7 protein-coding genes are annotated in these 12778 nt (G+C 57.7%); 1 reads left to right on the top strand and 6 read right to left on the bottom strand.

Features of this window, described 5'->3' with window-relative positions:
- Nucleotides 1–62 precede the first annotated feature (62 nt).
- From AC790_RS06840 to AC790_RS06825, 4 genes are all read right to left on the bottom strand, one after another.
- Nucleotides 63–1703 carry a dihydroxyacetone kinase subunit DhaK gene (locus tag AC790_RS06840; protein WP_049851296.1) on the bottom strand — a complete coding sequence of 547 codons (1641 nt, stop codon included), beginning with the start codon at nucleotides 1701–1703 and terminating at the stop codon, nucleotides 63–65.
- Between the two features lie 237 nt (nucleotides 1704–1940).
- The gene (locus AC790_RS06835) at nucleotides 1941–2993 is read right to left on the bottom strand and encodes a YncE family protein (RefSeq protein WP_007888544.1); all 1053 of its coding nucleotides are present in this window, start codon (nucleotides 2991–2993) and stop codon (nucleotides 1941–1943) included.
- Between the two features lie 214 nt (nucleotides 2994–3207).
- On the bottom strand, nucleotides 3208–3417 hold the full coding sequence (locus tag AC790_RS06830) for a DUF1471 domain-containing protein (protein WP_007888545.1): 210 nt from the start codon (nucleotides 3415–3417) through the stop codon (nucleotides 3208–3210).
- A 270-nt stretch (nucleotides 3418–3687) separates the two neighbouring features.
- Nucleotides 3688–4875, bottom strand: coding sequence for an MFS transporter (locus tag AC790_RS06825; RefSeq protein ID WP_007888547.1), 1188 nt, complete (start codon nucleotides 4873–4875; stop codon nucleotides 3688–3690).
- A gap of 103 nt (nucleotides 4876–4978) precedes the next feature.
- Between AC790_RS06825 and AC790_RS06820 the strand changes: the two genes are divergently transcribed.
- Nucleotides 4979–5929 carry an AraC family transcriptional regulator gene (locus AC790_RS06820; protein ID WP_049851295.1) on the top strand — a complete coding sequence of 317 codons (951 nt, stop codon included), beginning with the start codon at nucleotides 4979–4981 and terminating at the stop codon, nucleotides 5927–5929.
- 3 nt (nucleotides 5930–5932) lie between these two features.
- Here the strand turns inward: AC790_RS06820 and AC790_RS06815 are convergent, their stop codons facing one another.
- Nucleotides 5933–7477 (bottom strand): PAS domain-containing methyl-accepting chemotaxis protein, encoded by a 1545-nt coding sequence (locus tag AC790_RS06815; RefSeq protein ID WP_049851294.1) that lies wholly within the window; start codon nucleotides 7475–7477, stop codon nucleotides 5933–5935.
- 545 nt (nucleotides 7478–8022) lie between these two features.
- Nucleotides 8023–12714, bottom strand: a complete 4692-nt coding sequence (locus tag AC790_RS06810) for an autotransporter outer membrane beta-barrel domain-containing protein (RefSeq protein WP_235440732.1) — start codon at nucleotides 12712–12714, stop codon at nucleotides 8023–8025.
- Nucleotides 12715–12778 lie beyond the last annotated feature (64 nt).

Here is a 12778-nt window from a genome sequence, read left to right as displayed (position 1 = left end):
ATGTTGCAGCATCTCCCTCTCCCGTGGGAGAGGGCCGGGGTGAGGGCATCAGCCCGCACAATCTACCGCGCTAACACCGCAAACACCTTCTCAATCGCATACGCGCCCGGATCTTTCACCCCATCCAGACTTTGCTGATTCAGATAGGCCGATCGTCCCGCTTTGGCGCTCTGCATCTGCGCAGTCGCATCCGCGCCTTGCTGAGCGGCTTTAGCGGCCGCCGCCAGCGACTCGCCCGCCACTAACGCTTCCAGCGCCGGTTGCAGCGCATCGACTAACGTACGATGGCCCGGCTGTGCGCCGCCATAATGCTTCATGCGTTCCAGACCGTGCATCAACGCCTGCGGTAGCGCGCTGCCCTCTTCCAGCTGCTGGCCGGCGCTGGTGAACAGAATCGACATCAATACGCCGCTCGATCCGCCCATCACCGTTGCCAGTTGCTCACCAATCAGCGCCAGCAAGGTGGGCAGCTCATTCAGTGGCAGCTGCTTGTCCTTCAGGCCGCGCTGAATCTTCTTCGCGCCGGCGGCAAAGGTTGAACCGGTATCGCCGTCGCCAACTTTGGCATCCAGCGCATTCAGCTCGCTCTCCAGATCGATCAACGTTTGCGTGACGCCTGCAACAATCTTCGCCACTTCGGCATTCTCAGACGCATCAAAATCCAGCACGCTGCCGATTTTCTCCGCACGTTGCAGGCTGATCGGCGCAAAGTCATACACCGGCACCCAGCCCAGCACCTGAACCGGCGCGCTTAATGCTGCCAGAAACGGCTCTTCCAGCGCCAGCAACGACAGTGAGAAGCCTTTCATATCCAGCGCACTCACCAGCGTCGCCGGACCAATCAGATGGGTGATGCGCGCCGCCAGCGGCGACTGCAGCACTTCACGCGTTAACAGCGCCAGCTCCAGCTGCGAGAAGCCGCCGAGATTGTTGATCAGCAGTAGCGCCTGCTTGCCTTCCGGTAACGCCTGCGCCAGTTTATCAGTCATGATGCTGCTGATTTTACGGCTGTTTTGCGTATCGAGCGTCACCACACCTGGCTCGCCGTGAATACCCATGCCGAGCTCGCTGTGGCCTGGCTCGACGCGTTCATCGCGCTTTTCGCCCGGCACATGACAGGTGGCAAAAGCCAGACCAATCGACGAGGTGGCATCAATCGCGCGCTGCGCCAGCGCTTTGACCTCATCGAGTGATTGTCCCTGCTCCGCCGCATAGCCAGCGATTTTGTGCACCAGCACCGTACCCGCAATGCCGCGCGGCTGCGGGTTTTCCGGCAGCGCGATATCATCCTGCACCATCACCAGCTCGACCTTGTAGCCCAGATTTTTGGCTTTCTCGGCCGCCAGACCAAAGTTGAGGCGGTCGCCGGTATAGTTCTTCACAATCAGCAGACAACCGGCGTCGCCGGTGACGTTCACGATGGCGTTCAGCACCGCATCGACGCTCGGCGAGGCAAAAATGTCGCCACACACCGCCGCCGTCAGCATGCCTTTACCGACGAATCCGGCATGCGCCGGTTCATGACCGGAACCGCCACCCGAAATCAGCGCCACTTTGCTCTTATCCCAGTCCGAACGCACCACCACACGGATCTCATCGCCAAGATCGAGGCGACTGAGGTTATGCCACGGCGTACTGAGTAAAACCCCTTCGATGGCTTCGTTTACCAGATCGTTTTTCTCATGCATAAAAAACTGGCTCATAGCGTCCTCTCTTATGGTGTTGTCGTCCTACAAGGTAGCGTATCTGTGGCGATAAAAACGCAGCGAATGCCAGAAATGCAAAGGGCGGCACAAGCCGCCCAGTAAAACCAGATATCCCCTAAATAATTCAAGTTGCAGGAAGGCGGCAAGGGTGTGAGTCCCCGGGAGCTTACTAAAGTAAGTGACCGGGGCGAGCACACGCAGCCAACGCACCTGCGGCTTGAAGTATGACGGGGATTAAAGGGCGATGCGTAACACGCTGTCCGGATTCTTCGGTGGCTCTTTGCGTGAACCTGGCTGTTTGATACTGACAAACAGCGTTTTGCCATCGGCTGAGAGCGCCAGGCTGTTTGGCAGGCCAGGTGCTTTCACCGTGCGTTTCACCTTGTAGCTGCTGGCGTCGATGATGCTGATTTCACCCGCTTTACGGTGGGTGACGTATAGCTCATCACGATCGGCATTGAACAACACCGCCAGCGATTCCGGCACATCGATCTTGTGAATCACTTGCTGCGTGCGGGTGTCCAGCACCAGCACCTGCGACTGCTTAGAGTCGCTGAGGAAAGCGCGATGGCCTTGGGTATCCAGCGAGATGTTGAGGAAGAAATGATCTTTGTCGCCCTCAATTTTCTGACGCTTTTCAATCGCATTCAGGCGCGTATTGATGGTCACCAGCTCGTTATCCGCATTGGTGACGTACAGCTTTTGCGCGGCAGAATCGATCGCCAGACCGGTACCCATTTTGCCGGTGTTCGGCACGGTGCTGATCAGTTTCAGGGTTTTGCCATCCACCACCCACACCACGCTCTGCTCACCCAGGCCGGTGATGTAAACGCGATCGGTAGCCGCATCGACCGCCAGCTGACGCGGCTGCAGCGGACGCACGGTTTCGCTGCGCTTACGCCCATCCAGCACCAGCGTATTGATCACTTTGCCGCTGGTGGCATCCACTGCGGTCAGTGCAGCATCACGCGTGTTACCCAAATAGAGAATATTGGTTTTCTGATTGAGCGCCGCGCCAAAGGTCGGCAGATCGGTGTTGATGGTTTGCTTCACCGCCAGATCCTGCGGATCAAGACGATAAACGGTGCCGCCTTTTTTGTCGGTTGTGCTTTGCGCGGTCGCCAGGAACAGCGCGTTATCGCTATTGCTAAACGCCAGCTCATAAGCGCCTTTTGAAATCACCTGATTCAATGGCTGAGTTTCCGCCGCGATCGCCGCAGAGGTAGAGAACAGCGCCGTTGCCAGCAACAGAGGACGCAGCGCCCACGATTTTTTATTCGCCTTCATAACTTCTCCATAGCAAAAACACCGCCTGATGGCAGTGAAGTGAAAGCTCGACATTACAACCAATGTTAAAAAGACAGCCCGAGGCGAGCCGACGAAGGATGTTACTTTTTGAGAATAGTAATCATTTCGGAGGGAAAGTGACAGGATTTTATCAGGTTAGCAACGCCGCCAGGGCGCCCGGAGGCACCCTGTCAGCACAGAACGTTAACGCAACTTATTTGGTCAGTTCGGCCGTCATGTGCACGCCGTTGTTGAAGTTTGCTTCGGTCACTTTGTAGGAAGCACCAGCTTCGTGCGCCTGAGCAGCGATTTGCGCTTCTGCACCATCCAGCGTTGAAGCGGTTGCAGTGATGCTTTGAGCGAAGCTAGCGAATGGCAGAACGGTAAGAGCAACAACAGCAGCAAAAGTTTTGATAGATTTCATGGTCAATTCCTTAATAAACGTTTGATTGAGTAAGGCGTCATCGCCTTGTTGAGAGATATAATAGGCGCAGAATTGATCAGTAAAAAGCGGAGAGATTTGCCGTAGTTGTTCGATTATTTTGAACATAAAAAGCACGTTTGGAATAACCTTGGTGCAAACGGTTAAAAATCTGACATTTAGTTAAAAGGCAGGATAAATGGCTGTGATAGGTATTTATGAGAATCCATGCGGTTATCAACCAGGTCGCCATTTATGGCGACCTGGTAGTGATTAACCGTGATGACGAACGCGGGTGAAAATGGTGATAGCGGCTAACAGCATGAGCACGCCGCTGGCAAGAAACACGCCGCCAGCCCCTTGCAGATCAAACATCCAGCCACCGGCTGCCGCACCGGCGGTGATCGCCAGCTGAATGGTAGCGACCAGCAAACCACCGCCCGACTCGGCATCATCCGGCACCGCACGGGAAATCCACGTTGACCAGCCGGTTGGCATGGAACCAAACGCCAAGCCCCACAGCGCGACGCCCGCCGCCACCAACCATGACACCTCGCCAAAGCTCACCAGCACCAGCGCAGTCACGCTCATCACCAACGCCATTGCCGTCAGCGTCAGCGACACGCTGCGTGTCACCAGATAACCGGCCAGCGAAGTACCAAAGAAGTTGGCCACGCCAAACGCCAGCAGCACCAGCGACAGCTGATTCACATTAAGCTGCGCGCTGCCTTCAAGGAAGGGACGCAGATAGGTGAAGAAGGCGAAATGTCCGGTGAACATCATGATCACCGCCAGCATGCCCCAGCGCATCACGCTTTTACGCAGCAGATCCAGCACGCCACCGCTGCGTGCTTTATTCACAGGCGGCATCGCTGGCAAGGTGAAGAACTGCCAAAACAGGGCCAGCACGCCCAACGCAGCCGTCAGTATAAAGATGTTACGCCAGCCGATAATGCCGCCCAGATAGCTCCCCAGCGGCGCAGCAATAATGGTCGCCAGCGAGATACCGCTGAAGACAATAGAGAGCGCGCGCGGCACCTGATCGCTAGGTACCAAACGCATGGTAATCGCGGTAGAAAGCGTCCAGAAGCCACCAATGGCGATGCCAAGCAGCACGCGCGCCAGCAGAATCATCGGCAGATTCTCTGCAAACGCCACCAGCAGTGCGGAGGCAATCAGCAGCAGCGTAAAGGCCAGCATCACCAAACGGCGATCGAGCTGACGCGTCACGTTGCCGATCACCAGACTGGTGAGCAGTGCCACCAGCGCGGTGACGGTCACGGTTTGACCCGCCTGGCCTTCACTGATCTGCAGCGAGGCGGCGATTGGCGTTAGCAGGCTTACCGGTAAGAATTCAGCGGTAATCAGGCCGAACACGCCAAACGCCATGGCAAACACCGCGCCCCATGCCGGTTTGTCCACTTCTAGCGGTGTTTCGACTATTTCAGTATCCAGGCTCATCTGTGATCCCCATCACAAAATATTTAGCGTTAAGCATAGTGACTGTTCATCAGACGATCTATGATGCAGAAACTTTGTTTTTTGATTATTCGTCTGGATCCGTATGAGCCGCTATGAAGATCTGACCAGTGAACTGTTGATGGGTATGCGCCTGTACGGCGTCAAATATCAGCGCATTGCGCTGCACGCGCCCTTTGGCCTGCAGTTTGACGATGCGCCAGGCCGCGCACAGCTGCATTTTGTTGGGCGGGGATCGTTGCTGATCCGCTCGGCGTCTGGGGTGATCTACCCGCTGCAGGCGGGCGATGCGCTGCTGATTCCGCACGGCAAACCGCACGCGCTGATCTCCAGCGAAGAGGCGACCTGCGAACCCATCTCAACCTTTAATAGCCGACCGATTTGCGGCAGCGTCTGCGCCATTGATGACAGCAGCGAGCTGTGCCCGGATAACAGCGATGTGATTCTGTTCAGTGCCTGTATGGCGTTTGAACTGGGCGGCATGCAGCCGCTGGTGCACACCATGCCGGACGTGATGCTGGTCAGCACGCTACTGGCGCAGTATCCAGAAATCCAGCCGATTCTTGATGCGATGGAGCGTGAAACGCGTGAGCGCAAAGCCGGTTTTGCCGGGATTTTATCGCGGCTGGCGGATGTGGTGGCGGCGCAGATCGTCCGTGGCTGGGTGGAAAACGGCTGTGGCAAAGGCAGCGGGCTGGTACAGGCGCTGCGCGATCCGCGTCTCAGCCAGGCGATGGCGGCGATGCACCGCGCGCCAGGCGAAAACTGGACGGTGGAGCGATTAGCGCGCGAATCTGGCAGTTCGCGTTCGGTGTTTGCCGCGCGCTTCCAAACGGCAACCGGCATGACGCCGCTGCGCTATCTTACCGAGCTGCGCATGCGGCTGGCGGTGGAGCGTATTGTCAATGAGGGCGAAGCGGTGGAAAGCGTCGCCTTCCACCTCGGCTATGGTTCACTGGCGGCGTTTAGCCGTGCGTTTAAACGCATTGTCGGCACGCCACCCGGCGCACTGCGCGCCGAACGGGAAATGCGCTGAGGATCAGCGGAACACGCTGATCGCTTCCACCAGCCGATTGGCCTGATGCGTCATGCGGCCCGATGCTTCGGCGCTTTCGGCCACGCGCGCGGCGTTTTGGTGGGTGATATCGTCGAGATCTTCCACCGCAGTGCTGACCTGCGTCAGCGCAATGGCCTGCTCGGCGGTGGCGCCGCTGATTTGCGCAATCAGCGCGGTGACATTCTGCACCCGATCGACAATCTCCTGCATGGTGTGACCGGCTGCATCAGCGTGATCGCTCCCCAACTGCACGCGGCTGGCGCTGGTTTCCACCAGATTTTTAATTTCACTGGCCGCTTTGGCGCTACGCTGCGCGAGGCTGCGCACTTCACCCGCCACCACCGCGAATCCTTTGCCCTGCTCTCCGGCGCGTGCCGCTTCTACGGCGGCGTTCAGCGCCAGGATGTTGGTCTGGAAGGCGATGCCATCAATCACGCTGGTGATGTTGGCGATGCGCTTCGAGCTGTCAGCGATCTCCGCCATCATGCCCACCATCTCCTGCATCACTTCGCCCCCTTTAATCGCGGCAAAGCTGGTGTTTTCCGACAGGCCATTCACCTCTTTGGCGGTATCGGTGTTGCTCTTTACCGTGGCGGTCATTTCATTCATGGTGGCGGCGGTTTGCTGCACGTTGGCGGCGGCTTGTTCAGTGCGGCGGCTCAGCTCATCGTTGCTGCGTGCGATGGCATCGCTGGCGCTTAACACATTGATTGCCTGGCCGCTGACATCATCTACCAGCCAGCGGAACATCAGGCCAAGCTGGCCGATAGCGCGCAGCGTTACGCCGATCTCATCCACGCGATCGATCTGTTCCACTTTATGGCTGGCACCGGTTGCCACGCTCAACGCCTGGCGGCACATGCGCTCCATTGGACGTGAAATCTGCTGTTCCAGCCACAGGCTCGCTAACAGCAAAATGCCTGCCATGCCGCCCGCAAAGCCGCCAATCGCCAGCGGTGCCAGGCCCAGCAGCCAGACGCCCAACACCGAGAGCGGCAGCAGCGTGAGCAACGTCGAACGAATCCGCCAGCGTAGCGGCAGCGTTTTCAGGATGGAACCGAGGCGGCGCCAGCCAGTGCCGACAATCAAACCTTTATGGAAGCGACGCCCTTTGGCGCGACCTTCACGAAAATCACGATAGCGCTTTTCGGTCTCACGCACTTCCTCGGCTGACGGCTTGGTGCGCACCGACATAAAGCCCTGCACTTTGCCCTCGCGCACCACCGGAATAGCATTAGCGCGCACCCAGTAGTGATCGCCATTCTTACGACGGTTTTTTACCAGCGCCGTCCACGGCTCGCCCTGCTTCAGTGTCGACCACATATCCGCAAAGGCTTCAGGCGGCATATCGGGATGGCGCACCATGTTATGCGGCTGGCCATTCACCTCCTCCGGGCTGAAGCCGCTCACTTCTATAAAAGCGTCGTTCGCATAGGTGATGTAGCTGTTGAGATCGGTAGTCGACATCAGTGTGGCGTCATCCGCAAAAGCGAATTCGCGCTGAGTGACGGGCTGGTTGTTACGCATGTGTGTGTCCTTGCAAGACGCAGGCTAAAAGAAAAATCGATTACACTTTTTTACCTTTTCGGCACTGCAAGGCTCTGGCTTTAGCGTCAGTTTCAAATTAACCGCAATAAAAAAGCCGCTTTGCAGCGGCTTTCACATTTTCAGACTTACAGAATCAATTAACGTGGTTTTAGAATATACCAAACTCATCTTTTGATTTTAGAACGCTGCACGAGATTTCCCAAAGCAATTTGCGTTGCAAGTGCGCCGGGAAATTTCCCCAAAGCAATTTGCGCTGCAAGTGCGCCGGGAAAATTTCCCAAAGCAATTCGTGTTGCAAGAAGGCGGCAAGCTGACTCAGCCCCGGGAGCATAGTTCACTATGTGACCGGGGTGAGGAAGCGCAGCCAACGCACTTGCAGCGCGAAGTGCGCCGGGAAATTTTCCCAAAGCAATTTGCGTTGCAAGAAGGCGGCAAGTTTACTCAGCCCCGGGAGCATAGTTCACTATGTAACCGGGGTGAGGAAGCGCAGCCAACGCACTTGCAGCGCGAAGTGCGACGGGAAATCAGAACTGCCAGCGAACGCCAACGTTATACCGCCACCCTTTGGCGCCGTTGCCGTCGATCTCTTTGCGATAATCCGCTTCAGCGTAGAGCGATACATCCTTCTGCACTGTTGCGGTGCCGCCTGCGCCGACTTCCCACATTTGGCCGAAGTTGCCGCTGTCGAAGCTGGCACCAAAGGCGGGATTGTCCACCGAGGAGACCGACGTTTTCGCCGTTCCGCCCCAACCTTTGTAGTAGTTGGCGCGCAGATATGGCGTGTATTGGCGGTTGCTGTCGTCGGTCCAGGTGCGATCCAGACGTGCGCCGAGGCGGCCAATAGTTTGGTTGTAGTTGCCGTAACGCACCTTGTTGCCATCTTCATCCACGAAGTCGTTCATATTCAGCTTCATGTACATCAGTTGCGCCTGCGGCTCCAGCTTATAGCCATCACCCAGTTCAAACGGATAACCGCTCTCCAGTGACGCCGTCCAGCCGTGACCTTTCAGCTTCGCGACCTCCTGCTGACGCGCGATATCCGTTTCGCCACGATGCCAGTCGAACGACAACACGCCATCAAGATAGAAGCCGGTTTGACGCTGCCAGGTACCGTACAGCGCCAGGCTGTCGCTGTCGAAGGTGGTGCTGCTATAACCATCGGCGGCATGCGGACGGATACGCGTGTTGCCGCGCGTATACGCTACCCCACCGCGCAGGCTGTCTTTATCCCCATCCAGACGTAACAGGTTGCCGCCGATCTGCACCGCGCTGTAATCGAGGTCAAAATCGTAGCCATAGTTGCGGAAGCTTTGGTCACTCTTGTACTTCAGGTTTGAGCCGATATAGCGCACAAACATCTCGCCACCGTTGCCATCCGGGCGGGTTTGTTCGTGACGCAGTTCACCAAGACGCTTATGTAAATCGTCAATGATCGCCGCCGTGTAGTAGGCGAGGCCAACCGGTGCTGAAACATAGGAAGGCACCTGCGGCACCACCGCCGGACGCGCATTTTCATTCACGCGAGGTTCCGGGCTAAACGGCGTAATGACCAACGGTGAACAGCTGGTTTCGCCCTGGCAAACGTAAGCGTTCGCCAGACGATAATCCCAGTAATTGTTGCCTGTGCCGCTAACTAAACGCTGGCTCGGATCGCTGCTGCCCGGCGCGAAGCTATAAAGCTGGTACTGCCAGGGTCCCGCTGACAGATAACCGCCTTGTAAGCCGAAGCTGCTGCCGCTGGCGTTGCCGGCGACCTGCGCCAGCGAAATACCTTCATAGGCATCGATAGCACCGGAACGGTTTACATCGGTCAGCGCGCCAGTGCTGGCGGCATCGAGTCTTACATTCAGCAGCGTGGTGCCGCTGGCATCGCCAGTCACATTGATGTGGTCGGTGAACTGATTGCTCAGCGCCCCGCCCTCATTAAGGTTGGTGACCAGATTTGCCTGTCCGCCCGTCGATGCCAGCGAGCCATCGATGGTTAAGCGATTACCCGGTGAACCGCTGCCGTTGGTTAAGTCGATAATCCCGGCGTTGTTCACCACCAGCGAGTTGGCACTGCCACCGGCCAACGTTGGATTGACATTGTTACCGGCATACAGCGTTGAACCACTGCCGATGTTGATATTGCTGTGCGCCAGTTTGAGGTTATCGGTTAAGGTCCACTGGGAATCGTTGAAGTTGATGGTGCTCCATCCGCTGCCCAGGTTGACCCCTTTAGTCAGATCGTCGGCGCTAAATGAGCCACCGCGTGATTCAATATTGTTAAAGGTCAGGGTGTTACCGGTGCCGGTACCGCTGGTGAGATGGTAAGTGGTGCCGAGATCAACATTGCTGACTTCAGCACTGTTGTTGTTATCGTTCCCCATGGTCAGGCTGCCGTTAAGCGTGCCGCCGGTCCAGCGGAACATATCCGAGCCGCCGCCAGGGTTGATATCCCCTCTGACTTCCCCTTCCGTTAAGAGAATTTCGTCATTGGCGTTGCTGCCCGCCACCGCCACGGTCTGTGGATTGGCGGTGATGATGTTGCCGAGATTCTCGAACACCGTTTTACCGCCGCGCAGATCGACCACTGGCGAAGTCAGGCTGTTCGAACTGAGATTGCCGGTATTGACGATGGTGCCCGCGGTGCTGGAAATCAGCGCCGATCCGCCCGCCGCATTGTCGATATTGACGTTAGCGGCGGTGGTCACATTACCGGTAGTATTGGCACGGATACCGGTGCCGTCGGCTCCGGTTACGTTGAACTGATAACCTGAACCGAGCGTTAAATCACCGCTGGTGGTTGAGCCATCGGCATTGACAATATTCAGGCCGGTGCCGCTACCGGACACATTGGTGGTGACGGTTGAGGCCGGATCGAACGGCACCGCCGTACGAATGCCGTTACCGTCACCGACGTTGATGGTGAGATTACTCAAACCGACGTTGCTGAGTTCGGCGCGGTTTTCAATGCCGTTGCCGCTGCCCAGCACGTTCACCGTAGCATCGCTGGCGCTGAGTGCGGTCGCTCCGCTATCCAGCAAGATGCCGTGCGCATTGCCGCGCGTGGTGATCACCGTGTCGCTGCCGGTTAGCGCCAGCTGAGCACCATCGCTGATGCGTACACCTGCAATGCCGTTATCGACATTGATGGTACCGCCTTTCGCCAGGGTGCTGCCGCTGCCGGAGACATCCAGCCCGGTGCCGTTTGCCACGTTCACCACGCCGTTGTTGGTGATGGTGCTGCCCGCGCGTGAGCGGATACCGATGTTATTACTGCCGGTGAAGTTGAGGTTGCCGTTGTTAACCAGTTCAGCGCCGTTGGTGACATCAATACCCACCGCGTTGGTGCCTGCGCCGCCCACCGCACCATTGTTGGTAACCAACGTAGGCGCAGCGCTACCGTTCAGCGCGTTGCTGAGATCGGTCCGCAGGTTATTTACCAGCACGCCAACGCTATTGGTGCCGCTGGCATTGACGCTGTTGCCCGCCGCCAATGTGGCCTGCGCTCCGCCCTCCACCCGCACGCCCGTACTGCCATTGCCGCTTGCGGTGAGCTGGCCGTTGCCGCTGTTCAGCGTACTGCCGCTGCCCGAAACAATCACGCCGGTGCTATTGGCCGCGCTGCTGGTGATAGCGCTGCCGTTACTCAGCGCCAGCGTGGCGCCATCATCAATGCGGTAACCGCTTGATCCGTTGATATTAATGTTCAGTGCGTTAGCCGCGCTGTTGATCAGCGATCCTGCACCCGCCGCGTGATAGGCGAGTTGATCGGTATTGTTGAATAGCGGCGTTGAAGCCGCCGAAACATTGACTCTGGCACCGCTCAAGGCTTCCGCGCCAATCGCACCGACGCCGTTGAGATTGAGTGCGCCGCTGTTGAGATTCGCCACCGCGCCGCTGCCGCTGGCACTCACGCCGCGCGTGCGCGCGCTGGTTGTGCCGCCATTAACGTTGATCACGCCGCTATTGTTCGCCGTGGTGGTGGTACCGCTGCTGTTGACCGAAATACCGGTGCCGCCATCGTTGATCGCAATATTGCCGCTGTTGTTACCGGTTGCGCCACTCTCCACGCGGATGCCGGTGGCGTTGGCGCCGGTGAAGTTAATATCCCCGGTGTTGGTTAACTGCGCACGGTTACGCGCCAGATAGCCGGTTAATCCGCTCTGCGAGGCGTTAAGGGTTGCGGCGGAGTTGAGCGTGGTGCTGGCAACCGGAGAGCCGCTATTTTTGCCATTGATATCATGCTTTTGACCATCAACAATCGCCCCAATCGCGTTACTTCCGGTGAGGTTCATGGTGGTGGTGGTATCGATTACGCCCTTTGCGCCGCCTTCAACGGTAATGCCGTTGGCGCCGGTGCCGCTCACGTTAATCACCGCCGCATCGGTGTTCACATCGGTGCCCACGCCGCTGCCAAGTACCGCCGTAGAACCGGCACCCGATGCCGTTAGCGCCAGGGAATCGCCGTTAAAATCCGCCCCCTGCTCAACGCGGAACAGCGTGGAGTTCTGGGTGGTGACATCAAACGGATTATTCCCTAACACTCTGATTAGCGCATTGGGGCCGTAGGCGAAAAAGGCAATCTGATTACTGCCGGTGGCGAAAGTCGGTACCGCAGCCGGATCAACCGTTACGGTGGCGTTACCGCGCGCATGCACGCCAATGGCGCCATTACCCCGGAGATTGATTGGCCCATCGACTGTCGACTGTGCTGTGCCAGTGCCCTGTCCCTCAACCCAGACACCATAGTTACGCGTGCCGCGGGCCGGATCGGCAACACCCGCCACATTGATAACCCCGGTTGACGTGGCGCTCGCGCTGCGGCCATTGGTCGCCAGCACTTTCAGGCCGGTACCGTTCACGCCGTTGAGGTTAATGATGCCGGCGTTATCGATGGTGCCAGCACTGTTGGTCACCAGCATGCCAACGTTTTCACGAGGGATCGCGGCGGCCGCGCCATTCACATTAATGGTGCCGTTGTTGATCATGGTGGCATTGCTGGCGCCCGTAGCGGACATCCCCGCCGCATTTTGCGTTTTGCTGCCGATGGTGATCGCGCCGTCATTAACCGCGTTACCGTTAGCCACCACGGCAATGCCGCTGGTCAAGCCGCTCTGGTTCATCGCCGTATCGGCAACCACATCATTCACACTGTTTTGTGGTCCGCGCCCGATGTAAATATTGCCGGTGCTGGTATTGGTAAAGCGTGAGGTGTCATCGGTGAGCAGCACCCCGGAAGCCGTGCCGCGAGCGCGGGAGCCGTTTCCCCCAACGTTAATATTCCCGTGTTTTTGG

Source organism: Pantoea sp. RIT-PI-b (assembly GCF_001187905.1).
Taxonomy (GTDB): Bacteria; Pseudomonadota; Gammaproteobacteria; order Enterobacterales; family Enterobacteriaceae; genus Pantoea; species Pantoea nemavictus.
The sequence above is the reverse complement of the archived record's forward strand: the minus strand, read 5'-3'. Positions and strand labels throughout refer to the sequence as shown.